Below are 14,243 nucleotides of genomic sequence, written 5' to 3' on the forward strand. Positions count from 1 at the left end.
CTCACTGTCCCGCCCTGGTGATGACCATCAGGGGGATGGCGGCAACGGCTGCCACGAGCACGAGGACGAGGTAGACCGTGCCCACCAGGTTGGCGAGCCGGCCGTTGACGTGGGACCCCATGTACGTGCGGTCGTTGGCAACCACGAGGATCGGGAAGTAGGTCAGCGGCAGGGCCACCGCACTGAAGACCACGGAGTACTCGGTGAGCATGATGGGGTCCACCGTGGTGAGGAGCACGCCGATGGCCGTGATCGAGGACAGCAGCAGGACCGTGTGGAACCGGGCAGCCTGGAGCGGCTCGACGAACTTGCCCCACTGCCACCCGTAGTACTGGGCGATGCTGTAGCCGACGGACAGGCCGGTCTCGCACGCCGCCCCGAACGTGGCGGCGAAGAAGCCGAGCAGCGCGAGGGCCAGTCCCACCTTGCCCATGGCGATCGCCACGGGAAGGGCGATCTGGCCCAGGCTGTCGGCCTGGATCGCCCCGGGGCGCAGGACCACACTCGCCGTGGCCGCGATGGCCAGTGACAGCAGCCCGCCCAGCGGGAACCCGATGAAGACGTTGGCCCGCATCGTGCCGAGGTCGGAGGACGTCCAGTTCTCCTCGACGCCGCCGGAGGAGAAGAAGAAGACCTCGTAGGGAGTCATCGCAGCACCGAAGAGGGCGATGGCGTAGTAGAAGTACGTCCAGTGGCTCTCCTCGGCCGGCACGTATGGTGCCGTGCCCTGCTGCCACAGTGCCTGCCAGTCGGGGCCCAGCTTCCAGAGGGCCACCCCGAAGACCACCAGGGACAGGCCGGCCAGCCCGAAGACGTTCTCCAGCAGCGAGAACTTCACCCGCCACAGGACGAGCCAGACGGCGGCACCCACGACGGGGATCCACAGGTACCGGTTCACGCTGGTCGCCAGCTGCAGAGCAAGCGCAACGCCACCGATCTCAGCGATGAAGGTCAGCAGCGTGACGGCCATGGAGGCGACGAGGTTGGCCAGACCGACGCGCGGCCCGAGCCGCTCCCGCACGAGGTCGAAGGTGGCGCGCCCAGAGACGGCGGCGACGCGCCCACTCATCTCGGCGAAGGCACAGATGCCGACGATGCCGACGATCACCACCCATCCCAGCGAGAGGCCGAAGCGCGAACCGACGTGCCCGTTCGTCACGAGGTCGCCGATGTCGACGAAACCACCGATGGCGGTGAGGATCCCCAGGGCGACCGCGAAGAGCTTCTTCACCGCAGGCTCTCCCCGAGTGCCTCCATGCGGTCCGCGAGGTCGCGCAGGTCGCCCGCCGCCGAACGCATCGAGCCCGGGTCGTCCCTGCGCACGGCGATCCGTGCCTTGGCGCAGGCATCCGCGGTGTCCCCGAGGACCTCCGTGACCCTGTCGCGGAGCGCGTCGTCCTCGGGCTCGGGCGGGTCGACGTTCCCGAAGCTGTCCTGGATGGGGCCCAGCGCCGACTCGCTGTCGGTGACGACCGTGTCGGCGTAGGGGTTGGTGACCTGGTCGTCCACCCGCGCATCCAGCGCCAGCGCAGCCGTACGAGCCTCGCCGACCGCCGAGGACAACGCCGCCACGGCGTTGGCCCGGAAGGCGCCGCTGTCCGTCGACGGTGCGACGCAGCCCGCCATGAGGATGACCAGGAGGAGGCAACCGGTAGCCACCGCGGACCGGCCCTGGAGCTTCATCGGGGCCGCCTGAGCAGGACGTAGGCGAGGCCGGTGAGCATCACCAGGAAGAGCAGCCACCCGCCGGCCAGGGCGAAGCCCTCGGTCACGGGGACGTCCTCGACCGGCCCCGCCCGTCCCGGCGACTTCGCTGCGAGAGGGACGTCACCGCTCGTCCGGTGTGTCGCTCTCGGGGCGTGCCGGCTCCGGGGCCGTCGGGTCGAGGACGTCGGGTGGCTCGTAGCCGGGTGGGTAGGGCGGGTCCGGGGTCACCGGGGGGAACACCGTGCCGTCAGGGCGCACGTGTGAAGCGCTGCTGGTCATCGTCGACCACCTCCGTCCAGAGCATGCCCGCGCAGGCGTCGCGCAAACCTCCCCCGTCGTCACGCAATCCGTCCGTTGACCTCAGTGGGTGCGCAGGGCCTCGATGAGCTCGGACTTGGACATGGAGGACCGTCCACGGATCCCGATCTCACGTGCCCGCCGCTGCAGGTCCTTCGTGGTCCAGTCCTCGTAGTCCCCGCTGCGGCCACCCTTGGTGCCCACCGACTTTCGTGAGGTGTTTGCTGCAGCGTTGGAGATGCGTGCAGCCTTCTCCTTGCTGGCGCCGTCGTCGCGCAGCGCCTCGTACATCTCCGGGTCCTTCACCGACGGGCCTGGCTTGCGTGTGGGCACGACATCCTCCTCGGGTCGAAAGCGTCGCGTGCCCCGTACCCGTGCCACCTGGTCGCCAAACCGTGCGTTTGACGACGGTTGCTCCGGGGAACCATGAGTAGGAGGGTGGTCGTGCGGGACCCACGGCCGGACAGGAGGACCCATGGACCAGAGCCTGACCCGCGCCGGAGGGGTCGTGTTCGACCTCGACGGCACGCTCGTCGACTCGACCTACGTCCACGCGATCTGCTGGTGGGAGGCGGTGCAGCAGTTCGGGCACAGCCGACCCATGGCGGTGCTGCACCACGCCGTGGGCATGGGCGCCGACCACCTGCTCGAACACGTCCTCGGTTCCGCTCGCGACCGGGACCAGGACGCCGCCATCACGGCTGCGCACGACGCGCTGTTCGCCACGTGGCACGAACGCCTGCACCCCCTCCCCGCTGCGAGGACCCTGCTCAACTGGTGCCGCGACGACGGACTGACCGTGGCGCTCGCCTCGTCCGGCGGAGACCGCGACCTCGGGGCGATGATGGACGTCCTGGACTATCCCGACTTCGACGTCGTGGTCACGGGGGACGACGTCGAACGCACCAAGCCCAGCGCCGACCTGCTCGAGTCCGTCCTGGCCCGGGCAGGGCTCGAGCCCGACGACACCCTGGTGGTCGGGGACTCCGTCTGGGACATGCAGGCCGCAGTTCGGGTGGGGGCCCACGGCATCGGCGTGGCCACCGGGGGTACGAGCGCCCCCGAGCTCCTGGAGGCTGGCGCAGAGCTGACCTTCCCGCACCTGACAGCCCTGCTCGAGGCCCTGCAACGGGGTCGACCGGCCCCGGAGTTCGGCGACTGGGGCCAGAGCTGGCACGCGGATCAGGACAGCGCCGGCAGCACCTCCGCGCCGTAGAACTCGATCATCTCCCGCCAGTGCGGTCCCATGTTGGCCACATAGACCTCATCGAAGCCCGCGTCGGCGAAGGGTTCGAAGGCCGCACGGTGTTCCTGCACGTCGTTGCCGCAGACCACCGACTCGCCCGTGGACTCCTTGGTCACCAGGGTCGAGGCCTGCTCGAAGTGTTGCGGTGAGGGCAGGACCTGGGCCAGCTCACCCGGCAGGCCCGAGTTGGCCCACAGCCGGTGGGCGTGCCCGAGCGCCTCGTCGGCGGTCTCGGCATACGCGACCTTGAAGCCGGCCATGGCCGGAGCCGAGCGGTCCCCCTTGAGGCGCCTGAACTCGGTGAGCGCCTCGCCGTCCGGCTTGGTGGTGATGAAGCCGTCACCGATCCGCGCCGCCACCTCCAGCGCCTTGGGGCCGAAGGCCGACACGTAGATCGCGGGCGCCTGGTCAGGGAGCGTGTACAGGCGCGCGGTGTCCACGCTGTAGTGCTCACCCTCGTGCGACACCACCTCACCGGTCCACAGGGCCCGGATCACCTCGACGGCCTCCTCCAGCATCTCCAGACGACGCGCGGCATGCGGCCAGGGGTCACCGAGGATGTGCTCGTTGAGGGCCTCACCCGAGCCCACTCCGAGGATGAAACGCCCCTCGAGCATGGCGGCCGACGTCGCCGCGGCCTGTGCGACCAGGGCGGGGTGCAGGCGCACCGTGGGACAGGTCACCGCGGTCGTGACCGGCAGGCTGCAGGCCTTCGAGATGGCACCGATCACGGACCAGACGAACGGGCTCTGGCCCTGCGCATCGTTCCACGGGTGGTAGTGGTCACTGATCCACAGGCCGGTGAACCCGGCCCGCTCCGCCAGCACCGCCTGCTCCACCAGCTCCTGCGGGCCGTACTCCTCACACGACAGGAAGTAGCCGACCTTCACTGGGTCCCTCCTGCGCTCGCGACGTCCGCGGTCCGTCGCGGTTCGACCGGCGCGTCGATGGCCGATCGCAACCGGTCGACGATTCCCCTCAGCAGGCGCGACACCTGCATCTGGCTCACACCCAGCACCACGCCGATCTCGGACTGCGTGAGCTCCTCGACGAAGCGCAGCTGCACGATGCGCTGCTCCCGCTCGTCGAGGGTGGCCAGAGCTCGGCGCAGCGCGTCCCGGTTGGCGATCTCCTCGTCGAGGCCGACCCCCGCGGACCACTCCCCCAGCACCCCGTGGCCACCGGCTGCCTCGAGGGCCTCGAGGGGGACCCCGTGATAGGCCATCGACGAGCGTCGGACGTCACTGACCTGTTCCTCCTGCACGGCCAGGCTCCTGGCCACCTCGGCGTCGGTCGGTTCGCGCTGGAGGCGGTGGCGCAACAGCTCCTGGCCAGTGACCACCTCGGCGCGCAGCTCCTGCAGGCACCGGGGCGGCCGCACGAGCCAGCCGTGGTCGCGAAAGTAGCGCTTGATCTCGCCCGAGATGGTCGGGACCGCGTATGCCGCGAAGCTGCTGCCGTGGCCGCAGCGGTACCCGTGGGCCGCCTTGACGAGGGCCATGCGCCCCACCTGGACCAGGTCGTCGCCCTCCATCCCACGACCTCGGTACCGTCGAGCCACGCCGTCGGCGAGGTCGAGTGTCAGCACGACCGCCTGCTGCCGCAGCTCGCTTCGACGGCGTCGGTCCGAGCAGACCTCGACCTCGGCCAGCAACGCCTCTGCGCGCTGGTGGTCCGGGGTCGGCGGCCCGTGGTCGGCCACGGTGCTGCCGGGATGGGTGATGGGTGCCAGCGCAGTTGCAGGTGCCACAGGAGTCCCTTTTCGTGAGGAATGGGACACGGGCACCGCTGCTGGACCAGTTGTCTGGTTTCAGACAACCACGCGGCGTGCGGCGTCGCAAGGCTCCTGACCGTGGGATTTGTCCTGATGTGGGCGAGCCGGGGCGGCACGCTGTTTGACCGCCCCGACCCAGGCGGCCGAACCGATGGCCCTGCCGCCACTGGACTCCTACCCACCAACCCACGGCCCATGCGGACGCATCATGTCCTGCATGACATCGCCGATGTCTGGCTGGCCAACACCTCGGGTAAGGATGAGGCATGACGGACCACGACACCACGTCGCCCACAGCAGGCGACGGCCGCGACGAGACCCCTCTGGAGCGGCTGGACCGCAACTGGGACGAGCTGCTCCAGGAGCTGCGGGTCGTCCAGACCGGGGTCCAGATCCTCGCCGGCTTCCTGCTCACCTTGCCGTTCCAGCAGCGGTTCACCCAGATCGAGGACGTCAACCGGGTCGTCTTCCTCGTGGCCTTCGGCCTCGCCGTGGTGGCCACGGCGTTCCTGGTCGCGCCCGTCAGCGCCCACCGGCTGTTGTTCCGCAAGCGCGAGAAGGCCACGCTCGTCGACCTCGCCAACCTCTGCGCCCGGGTGGGCCTGGTGACGCTGGCCCTTGCCGTGTCAGCCGTGGCCTTCGTGATCTTTGACGTGGTGACGGACACCGGCACCGCGGTCGTGGCGGCGCTGGCGGCACTCGTGCTCTTCCTCGTGAACTGGCTCGTGTTGCCGCTCGGCCTGCTCGCCCGCGACCGAGCGCGTCAGGGAGCGCGTCAGGGAGCCCGTCAGGGCAGCGGCTCCTGAGGACCCTGCTCCTCGGGGCGCTGGGTCTGCGGGTTGGTGGACTCGTCGCGCACCGAGCCGTCACCGGTGAGCGTGTCGTGCAGACCCGGCGTCGGGTCGTCGGTGGCGGGGGCGTCGCGGGTCGGGTCGTCCTTGCTCAGCAGCGCCGTCAGCAGTGAGCCGCCGATCCGGCGGAAGGTGCGACGTGGCCGGTCGCGGTCGAGCACGGCCACCTCGAGCTGGGCTGCCGTGAGCTGACGCGCGGCACCGCCGGCCGGGTCCTGCCCGAGCAGCTCGACCGCGAGGCTCAGGGCGTCGCCGAGGCTCAGGCCCGGGCTCCAGCGGTCCTTCAGGGCCGTCTCGATCGACTCGCCCGCGCCGCCCATGGCGACGAAGCCGTACTCGTCGGCGACCGAGCCGTCATAGGTCAGCCGGTAGATCTGGTCCTCGTCGGCGGCCGGCCCCACCTCGGCGACGACGATCTCGACCTCGTACGGCTTGGACTCCTGGGTGAAGACGGTGCCCAGTGTCTGCGCATAGGCGTTCGCGAGCCCTCTCGCCGTCACGTCGCTGCGGTCGTAGGAGTAACCGCGCAGGTCGGCGTACCGCACCCCGGCAACGCGGAGGTTCTCGAACTCGTTGTACTTGCCCACGGCCGCGAAGGCGATCCGGTCGTAGATCTCGGAGACCTTGTGCAGGGCCCGCGACGGGTTCTCGGCGACGAACACGATGCCCCGGTCGTAGCCGAGCACCACGACCGACCGGCCACGCGCAATTCCCTTGCGGGCGTAGTCGGCCCGGTCCTTCATCAGCTGCTCGGGCGAGACGTAGAACGGCATGCTGCTCATCGGGCACCTCCCGGGTTGCCCTGCCGGGCGGCGATGACCGTCTCGACCACCCCGCGCAGCGCGTCGTCGGCCACGAACTGGACACCCTCGGCCCCGACCACGGCCACCGTCGGCCAGATGCGGCGCCCGACGTCCGGGCCACCCGTCGCCGAGTCGTCGTCGGCGGCGTCGTAGAGGGCTTCGACCGCGACGGACACGGCCTCGTCGGCACCGAGCCCGGGGCGCCAGACCTTCTTCAGGGCCCCGCGGGCGAACAGCGACCCGGAGCCGACGCTGTGGTGGTCGTGCTCCTCGTAGCACCCGCCCGTGACGTCGTAGGAGAAGATCCGGCCGCTGCCCCGGTCGAGGTCGTAGCCGGCGAAGAGCGGCACCACGGCCAGGCCCTGCATGGCCATGGCGAGGTTCGCTCGGATCATCGAGGCGAGCCGGTTGGCCTTGCCCTCGAGCGAGAGCAGCGTGCCCTCGATCTTCTCGTAGTGCTCGAGCTCGACCTGGAACAGCTTGACCAGCTCGATCGCGATGCCGGCGGTGCCGGCGATCCCCACGGCGGAGTACTCGTCGGCGGCGAAGACCTTCTCCATGTCGCGGTTGGCGATGATGTTGCCCATCGTGGCGCGCCGGTCGCCGGCCATGACGACGCCACCGTCGAAGGTCACCGTGACGATGGTGGTGCCGTGCGGGGCCTCGAGGCTGCTGCCGACCGGCAGCGAGCGTCCCGAGGGCAGCAGGTGTGGCGCGTGCGCGCCGACGAACTCACTGAAGGATGAGGACCCGGTGGAGAGGTATGCCGACGGGAGCCTGCCAGCGTCTGCTCCCGTGGTCACTGGCCGCCCTTCTGGACGAAGCCGCGGACGAACTCCTCCGCGTTGGACTCCAGCACGCCGTCGATCTCGTCGAGCACCGAGTCGATGTCGGAGTCGAGGTTCTCCTTGCGGGCGCTGGCCTCCGGCGATGCGGCGGCAGGCTCGGGGGCGTCCTCGGGTGCGTCCTCGCGGCGCTGTGGTCGGCTCTGCTCCTGGCTCGGCATGGTGTGACCTCTCGCTTCAGTGGCTGCACTGGTGACCTGTGGTCGACCCTAGTGCGACCCTAACGCGCTGCGGAGGCCAACTCACGCAACAGGGTGGCGGCGTCCGGACTGCGGTCGAGCAGCGGGCCGACGGTGGCCTTGGTCCCCCGCAACGGCTCCAGCATGGGCACCCGCTGCAGTGAGGGCTGGCCCGGGATGTCGAAGATCACCGAGTCCCACGACGCCGCGGCGATCTGGTCGGGATACTTCTCGAGGCACTTGCCCCGGAAGTAGGCGCGGGTGTCGGTCGGGGGCTCGTGCACCGCCTCGTGCACCTCGGCCTCGGTGACCAGCTCCTCGAACCGTCCGGCCGCCCGCAGCTTGTGGAAGATGCCCTTGTCCGGGCGCACGTCGGACCACTGGATGTCGACCGCCCGCAGCCGGGCGTCGTCCCAGGGCATCCCGTCCCGGTCGATGTAGCCCTGGAGCACCTGCTGCTTGGCGACCCAGTCGACCTCGCGCGCGGCCTCGCGGGGGTCGCGCTCCAGCCGGTCGAGCACGATGGCCCACCAGCGCATGACCTCCGCGGTGTCGGGATCGAGCTCACCGGCATACCGCTCCTGCAGGAAGTGCTGCGCCATGTCGTGGTAGCGCCACAGGAGCTGCACCGCGGTGAGCTTGGTCCCGTCGCGCAGCTCGACGAGGGTCTTGAGGGTCGGGTCATGGCTCACCGCCTGGAGGGTGGCCACCGGTCGCATGACCGTGAGGTCGTGGCCGACGGCCCGGTCCTCGATCATCGCCAGGACGAGCGAGGTGGTGCCCAGCTTGAGCAGGTTGGCGACGTCGCAGTGGTTGGCGTCGCCGATGATGACGTGCAGCCGGCGATAGAGGTCGGCCACGGCGTGCGGCTCGTCGCGGGTGTTGATGATGGGCCGCTTGAGGGTGGTCTCGAGCCCGACCTCGACCTCGAAGAAGTCGCTGCGCTGGCTGAGCTGGTAGCCGGCCGTGCGCGAGTCGGGGCCGATGCCGACCCGGCCGGACCCGCACATCGCCTGGCGCGCGACGAAGAAGGGCACGAGGTGGCGCACGATGTCGGTGAACGGAGTCTCGCGACGCATGAGGTAGTTCTCGTGGGTGCCGTAGGACTGGCCCTTGCCGTCGGTGTTGTTCTTGTAGAGGTTCACCCCCGGCGGACCCTGCGAGAGCCGCCGCACCGATTCGGCCATGATCATCTCGCCGGCCCGGTCCCACGCCAGGGCGGCCCGCGGTGACGTGACCTCCGGCGAGGAGTACTCGGGGTGCGCGTGGTCGACGTACAGGCGGGCGCCGTTGGTGAGGACGACGTTGGCGAGGGTGGGGTCCTCCTCGTCGGTGAGCTGGCTCGGGTCGGCGACGCCACGGCCCATCTCGAACCCGCGGGCGTCCCGCAACGGTGCCTCGTCGGCGTAGTCCCACGAGGCGTGGGCGGCGCGGATGCCCTGGGCCGAGGCGTAGGCGTTGACCACCTGGCCGGACAGGATCATCGGGTTGGCGGTCGGGTCCCCCGGCACCGAGATGCCGTACTCGGTCTCGATCCCCATCACCCTGCGCACCGTCATGCGTCCACCCTAGGTGAGAGTCTGCGCCTGCCCCGGGCTGCGGTTAGGCTCGGAACCGGACAGGCCCTTCCCTCGCACGACCCATCGAGGAGCTGCATGCGCGACATCGTCGTGTTCTCCGGAAGCGCGCACCGCGCCCTCGCCCGGCGCGTCTGTGACGCCCTCGACGTCGACCTCTCCCCCGTCGAGATCAAGCGCTTCAGCAACGATTGCCTCCAGGCCCAGCTGCTGGCCAACTGCCGCCAACGCGACGTCTACATCATCCAGCCCCTCGTGCCACCGACCCAGGAGCACCTGATGGAGCTGCTGCTGATGGTGGATGCGGCCCGAGGCGCCTCGGCGGCCCAGATCACGGCGGTCATCCCCCACTACGCGTACGCCCGCTCGGACAAGAAGGACGCGTCCCGCATCTCCCTCGGGGGCCGGCTGGTGGCCGACATGCTGGTGGCCGCCGGGGTCGACCGGGTGCTGACCATGACGCTGCACGCGCCGCAGGTGCACGGCTTCTTCTCCGTGCCGGTGGACCACCTCACGGCGATCGGGGTGCTGGCCGACCACTTCCGCGGCGGCGACCTCACCGACTCGGTCGTGGTCTCCCCCGACCTCGGCAACGCCAAGACGGCGACCCAGTTCGCCCGGCTGCTGGGCTTGCCCGTTGCGGCAGGATCCAAGCAACGGCTGGCTGACGACCGGGTCGTCATCGACTCCATCGTGGGTGACGTCTCGGGCAAGCGGGCCATCGTCCTCGACGACGAGATCGCCACGGGAGGCTCGATCATCGAGCTGCTCGACCGGCTGGCAGACCTGGGTTGCACCGGTGCCGACGTGGCGTGCACCCACGGGCTGTTCGCCGGCAAGGCCGTCGAGCGGCTGCGCGGTCACGACATGATCCGCCAGGTCGTGACGACCGACACCGTGCCCGCGCCGGGACACTGGCCCGAGCTGCAGGTGCGCTCGGTCGCGCAGCTGTTCGCCGAGGCGATCAAGCGCATCCATGCAGGCGAGTCGGTGAGCATCCTCTTCGACGGCGTCGACCCCACGCACGCCCCGCCCCAGGCCTCGCTCTTCGACCCGGTGCACTGATGCGCAGGGTGGTGGCGGCGTTCGTCGTGGACGCGGCCTTCGTCCTGCTGTTCGCGCTGATCGGGCGGATCAGCCACGTCGAGGGAGTGACCCTGGGCGGCGTTGCCGGGACGGCCTGGCCCTTCCTCGTCGGTCTCGTCGCCGGGTGGGCCATCGCCCGCGCCCTGCGGCGTCGGTGGCCGTGGGGGGTCGGGGACGCCCTCCCCGTCTGGGTCGTGACCGTCGTCCTGGGTCTCGCGCTGCGGGTCGCCTCGGGGTCGGGTGGCGCTCCGTGGTCGTTCGCCCTCGTGGCCACCCTGTCGCTCGGGCTCTTCCTCATCGGATGGCGCTGTGTCGTGGCCGTCACCGCCTTCGGCGTCGCAGGGCTTCAGCGGCTCACCGAGGACGCCGCGCGCCGCAACGTCCACCGCTGACCTGTGGGTCCGCTGGGGTCCACCTGTGGGCGCGGTTTGAAGTAGGTAAGCCTTACCTAATATCCTGCGCCGGTGACCGCTGGCCCCCTGCTCTCCCCCCGCGTGCAGTTCGTCGACGCCCTCGAGCGCTTCGGTGCCGCGCCCGCCGTGCGGACACAAGACCGTGTGGTGTCGTATGCCGAGCTCGGACACCTCGTCGCCGAGGCCGGCACCGCGCTCGGCCGGGGGCGCAGGCTCGTGCTCATCGCGGCGGACAACACCCTCGAGTCCCTCGTCACCTACCTCGGCGCGCTGCACGCGGGCCACGTCCCCCTGATGGCGCCCGGCGACCGGCTCCAGCACCTCGACGGGCTGGTCGACCGCTACGACCCCGACGTCGTGGCCGGCGCCGGCCCGGACGGCTGGCACACCGTCGCGCGCCGCCCCGAGGCGGCCCACGACCTGCACCCCGAGCTCGCCGCACTGATGCCCACCTCGGGGTCGTCGGGGTCGCCCAAGCTCGTGCGGCTGTCCCAGGTCAACCTCGACAGCAACGCCACCGCCATCGCCCAGGCACTCGGGATCCGCCCCACCGACCGGGCCGTCACCAGCCTTCCGTTGCACTACTGCTACGGGCTGTCCGTCGTCCACAGCCACCTGGCAACCGGCGCCTGCCTCGTCCTCACCGGCCTGTCCGTGGTCGACCCGTGCTTCTGGCAGCTCGTCGACGAGGCCGCGGTGACGACCCTCGCCGGAGTGCCGCACAGCTTCGAGCTGCTCGACCGCAGCGGCTTCGCGCAGCGGTCCCACCCCAGCCTGCGCACCATCACCCAGGCGGGCGGACGCCTCGCACCCCAGACAGCCACGCGCTACGCCGCCCTCGGTCGTGAACGCGGGTTCGACCTGTTCGTCATGTACGGCCAGACCGAGGCCACCGCGCGGATGGCGGTCCTGCCGCCGGACCTGCTCGAGAGCCGCCCCGGCGCCGTGGGACTGCCCGTCCCCGGCGGGTCGTTCCGGATCGACCCGCTCAGCGAGCTCGACTGCGGTCTCGGCGAGCTCGTCTACTCCGGCCCGAACGTGATGCTCGGCTACGCCGAGGGGCCTCAGGACCTTGCCCTCGGTCGCACCGTCGACGAGCTGCGCACCGGCGACCTGGCCCACCTCGCCGACGACGGGCTCGTCGAGATCGTCGGCCGACGCAGCAGGTTCGCCAAGGTCGTCGGGCTCCGGATCGACCTCGACCAGGTCGAGCGTGACCTCGCCGACGCCGGTCTCGTCGGCCACTGCACCGACCTCGGCGACGCCGTCGGCATCCTCGTCGAAGCCCCCGGCAGCGGCGCGGACGTGAGCGACCTCGTGACCTCACGGCACGGCATACCGGCGTCGGCGGTCGTGGTCCTGGACGGCCTCGAGGCGCCGCGCCTGACCACGGGCAAGCCCGACTACCCGGGCATGGCCGAGCTGCTCGGTGCCCACCGGGCGGCGGCGGAGCCCGTCCCGGCAGGCGAGGGTGCCACCGACGTGGACCGGGTGGTCGACCTCTACCGGACCCTCCTGGATGCGCCCGGCGCCACGGACTCGACGAGCTTCACGGACCTCGGCGGCGACTCGCTGTCCTACGTCGAGGTGTCGCTGCGACTCGAGCGCGTGCTGGGGTCCCTGCCCGCAGGCTGGCACCTACTGGCCCCTCGTGACCTCGTCGGGGCGGCGAGAGAGTCCTCGGATCCCGTTGGTACCACACGGTTCCGCTGGCACAGCGTCGAGACCAGTGTGGTCGTGCGCGCAGTCGCCGTGCTGCTGATCCTCGCCAACCACACCCACCTCTCGTTCGTGCCCGGCGGCGCGCACACCCTCCTGGCCCTCGCCGGCTTCAACCTCGCACGGTTCCAGCTGACCTCTCGCCCGCGTCGTGAGCGCACCCGGGGCATCCTGCGCAGCGTCACCCGCGTGGTGCTGCCGAGCGCAGCGTGGATCGGGGCGATCGCCCTCGTCGTGGGCACCTACGACTGGACCAACGTGCTCATGGTCCACCAGGTGTTCGGCGACTGGTCGGCGTGGTCGGACCGCTGGCACTACTGGTTCGTCGAGGCGGTCGCGGCCCTGCTGCTCGGCACCGCCGCCCTGATGAGCATCCCCGCGGTCGACCGGTGGGAGCGACGCTGGCCGTTCGCCTTCCCGGTCGCGCTCGTCGGCCTCGGGCTGCTCACGCGCTACCACCTCGTGGTCCCCGACGCCGGGCCCTACCGGGGCGCCAACGCGTACGTGCTGATCTGGCTGTTCGCGATCGGCTGGGCCGCGGCCCGGGCGAGCACCACGCGCCAGCGCCTGCTGGTCTCGGCCCTTCCCGTGCTCACGATCCCGGGGTTCTGGCCCAGCATGCCCGGCCGCGAGGTGACCATCATCGTGGGCCTGCTCGCCCTCATCTGGTGCCCCACGACGCGACTCCCCCGCTGGGCTGCCACCGCTGCGTCACAGGTCGCGACCGCGTCGCTGTTCGTCTACCTCACGCACTTCGTCGTCTATCCGCACCTCATGCACTACAGCTCGGTGCTCGCCATGGCGGCGTCCATCGTGGTGGGGATCGCGTACTGCCGGCTGTGGAATCTCGTCGAGGAGCGGGTCCGAGCCGGGGCGCGGCGCGTCAGGCACGCGGTGACCAGCCGGGTGGAGCGAACAGGTAGCCCAGCCGGTCACGCCAGCGACGCGCGAGCCTGAGCTCGCGGTACAGCTGCGCGAACTCGCCGTACTGCAGCCGGAACGGGTTGTAGGTGTCCACGGGGTGGGTCAGCCCGTAGGTCGGCCGCGCCTGCTCCTCGCGGAAGGTCCCGAACAGCCGGTCCCACACGATGAGGATGCCGCCGTAGTTGCGGTCGAGGTACTCCTCGTCGCTGGCGTGGTGGACGCGGTGGTGCGAAGGCGTGTTGAACACCAGCTCGACGGGCCGCCACAGCTTGGGGATCGTCTCGGTGTGCACCCAGAACTGGTAGACGAGGTTGAGCGAGAAGACGACGAAGATCATCCACGGCGGAATCCCGAGCAGGGGCAGGGGCACCCAGAACAGCAGCTCGCCCCAGGGGTTCCACTTCTGGCGCAGCGCCGTCGTGTAGTTGAAGTGCACGCTGCTGTGATGGGCCTGGTGCATCGCCCACAGGACCCGCACCCGGTGGCTGCTGCGGTGGTAGGAGTACCAGAGCAGGTCGACCAGAAGGATCGCGACGACCCACGTCCACCACCGGTGCGGGTCGAGGCGCAGGGGCGTCACGGCATACAGGGCGGTGTAGCCCAGCAGCGCCGCCGCGCGCACCACGACGTTGACCAAGACCGAGCCGGCCCCCATCGCCAGGCTCGCCGACGAGTCCTTGGTCGCGTAGCCCATGAGGTCGTCGTCATGGCCGTCGAGCACCTTGAGGGCGAGCAGCTCGAGGCCGATGAACAGGATGAAGAACGGCACCGCGAGCAGCGCCGGGTCCTCGAGCAGGTGGTCCATGGACCACGATGTTACTC

At 70.5% G+C, this 14,243-nt stretch carries 16 protein-coding genes; 5 read left to right on the forward strand and 11 right to left on the reverse strand.

Annotated features, from left to right (window positions below; genetic code table 11):
• Position 1 precedes the first annotated feature (1 nt).
• From AC1DV7_RS02490 to AC1DV7_RS02505, 4 genes are all read right to left on the reverse strand, one after another.
• Positions 2–1,231: an NRAMP family divalent metal transporter gene (locus AC1DV7_RS02490; RefSeq protein ID WP_477594249.1), complete on the reverse strand. Its 1,230-nt coding sequence runs from the start codon at positions 1,229–1,231 to the stop codon at positions 2–4.
• Positions 1,228–1,683: a hypothetical protein gene (locus tag AC1DV7_RS02495; RefSeq protein WP_477594251.1), complete on the reverse strand. Its 456-nt coding sequence runs from the start codon at positions 1,681–1,683 to the stop codon at positions 1,228–1,230. The genes AC1DV7_RS02490 and AC1DV7_RS02495 overlap by 4 nt, the downstream gene beginning before the upstream one ends.
• 144 nt (positions 1,684–1,827) lie before the next feature.
• Positions 1,828–1,986 (reverse strand): hypothetical protein, encoded by a 159-nt coding sequence (locus tag AC1DV7_RS02500; protein ID WP_477594253.1) that lies wholly within the window; start codon positions 1,984–1,986, stop codon positions 1,828–1,830.
• An 81-nt stretch (positions 1,987–2,067) separates the two neighbouring features.
• On the reverse strand, positions 2,068–2,337 hold the full coding sequence (locus AC1DV7_RS02505) for a DUF7218 family protein (protein ID WP_477594255.1): 270 nt from the start codon (positions 2,335–2,337) through the stop codon (positions 2,068–2,070).
• Between the two features lie 142 nt (positions 2,338–2,479).
• Between AC1DV7_RS02505 and AC1DV7_RS02510 the strand changes: the two genes are divergently transcribed.
• Positions 2,480–3,220, forward strand: coding sequence for an HAD family hydrolase (locus AC1DV7_RS02510; protein ID WP_477594257.1), 741 nt, complete (start codon positions 2,480–2,482; stop codon positions 3,218–3,220).
• On the opposite strand, the gene AC1DV7_RS02515 is transcribed toward AC1DV7_RS02510, so the two are convergent.
• Both AC1DV7_RS02515 and AC1DV7_RS02520 read right to left on the reverse strand, forming a co-directional pair.
• Positions 3,187–4,140, reverse strand: a complete 954-nt coding sequence (locus AC1DV7_RS02515) for a TIGR03557 family F420-dependent LLM class oxidoreductase (RefSeq protein ID WP_477594259.1) — start codon at positions 4,138–4,140, stop codon at positions 3,187–3,189. The two genes, AC1DV7_RS02510 and AC1DV7_RS02515, sit on opposite strands and share 34 nt — an antisense overlap.
• Entirely contained in the window at positions 4,137–5,000 is an 864-nt protein-coding gene (locus AC1DV7_RS02520) for a sigma-70 family RNA polymerase sigma factor (RefSeq protein WP_477594261.1), read from the reverse strand. The genes AC1DV7_RS02515 and AC1DV7_RS02520 overlap by 4 nt, the downstream gene beginning before the upstream one ends.
• 290 nt (positions 5,001–5,290) lie before the next feature.
• On the opposite strand from AC1DV7_RS02520, the gene AC1DV7_RS02525 reads away from it, so the two are divergent.
• A complete protein-coding gene (locus tag AC1DV7_RS02525; RefSeq protein ID WP_477594263.1) occupies positions 5,291–5,830 on the forward strand; it encodes a DUF6328 family protein in 540 nt (179 codons plus the stop codon).
• Here AC1DV7_RS02525 and prcA read toward each other — a convergent pair.
• From prcA to dop, 4 genes are read right to left on the reverse strand one after another with little or no spacing between them, the layout of a single operon-like run.
• A complete protein-coding gene (prcA, locus tag AC1DV7_RS02530; RefSeq protein ID WP_477594265.1) occupies positions 5,812–6,657 on the reverse strand; it encodes a proteasome subunit alpha in 846 nt (281 codons plus the stop codon). The genes AC1DV7_RS02525 and prcA overlap by 19 nt on opposite strands.
• Positions 6,654–7,481: a proteasome subunit beta gene (prcB, locus tag AC1DV7_RS02535; RefSeq protein WP_477594267.1), complete on the reverse strand. Its 828-nt coding sequence runs from the start codon at positions 7,479–7,481 to the stop codon at positions 6,654–6,656. The genes prcA and prcB overlap by 4 nt, the downstream gene beginning before the upstream one ends.
• On the reverse strand, positions 7,478–7,684 hold the full coding sequence (locus tag AC1DV7_RS02540; protein WP_477594269.1) for a ubiquitin-like protein Pup: 207 nt from the start codon (positions 7,682–7,684) through the stop codon (positions 7,478–7,480). Before AC1DV7_RS02540 ends, prcB begins: the two co-directional genes overlap by 4 nt.
• A gap of 59 nt (positions 7,685–7,743) precedes the next feature.
• Complete coding sequence (gene dop / locus AC1DV7_RS02545; protein ID WP_477594271.1) at positions 7,744–9,261, reverse strand: depupylase/deamidase Dop; 1,518 nt, start codon at positions 9,259–9,261, stop codon at positions 7,744–7,746.
• Between the two features lie 96 nt (positions 9,262–9,357).
• Here dop and AC1DV7_RS02550 point away from each other — a divergent pair, with 96 nt between their 5' ends.
• The 3 genes from AC1DV7_RS02550 to AC1DV7_RS02560 all read left to right on the forward strand — a co-directional run bounded on the left by AC1DV7_RS02550 (position 9,358) and on the right by AC1DV7_RS02560 (position 13,454).
• Entirely contained in the window at positions 9,358–10,344 is a 987-nt protein-coding gene (locus AC1DV7_RS02550) for a ribose-phosphate diphosphokinase (protein WP_477594273.1), read from the forward strand.
• On the forward strand, positions 10,344–10,757 hold the full coding sequence (locus AC1DV7_RS02555; protein ID WP_477594275.1) for a DUF3054 domain-containing protein: 414 nt from the start codon (positions 10,344–10,346) through the stop codon (positions 10,755–10,757). The genes AC1DV7_RS02550 and AC1DV7_RS02555 overlap by 1 nt, the downstream gene beginning before the upstream one ends.
• Before the next feature lie 72 nt (positions 10,758–10,829).
• On the forward strand, positions 10,830–13,454 hold the full coding sequence (locus AC1DV7_RS02560) for an AMP-binding protein (RefSeq protein WP_477594277.1): 2,625 nt from the start codon (positions 10,830–10,832) through the stop codon (positions 13,452–13,454).
• Here AC1DV7_RS02560 and AC1DV7_RS02565 read toward each other — a convergent pair.
• Positions 13,381–14,226 (reverse strand): sterol desaturase family protein, encoded by an 846-nt coding sequence (locus AC1DV7_RS02565; protein ID WP_477594279.1) that lies wholly within the window; start codon positions 14,224–14,226, stop codon positions 13,381–13,383. The two genes, AC1DV7_RS02560 and AC1DV7_RS02565, sit on opposite strands and share 74 nt — an antisense overlap.
• Positions 14,227–14,243 lie beyond the last annotated feature (17 nt).

The organism is Pedococcus sp. P2_E4 (genome assembly GCF_056403935.1).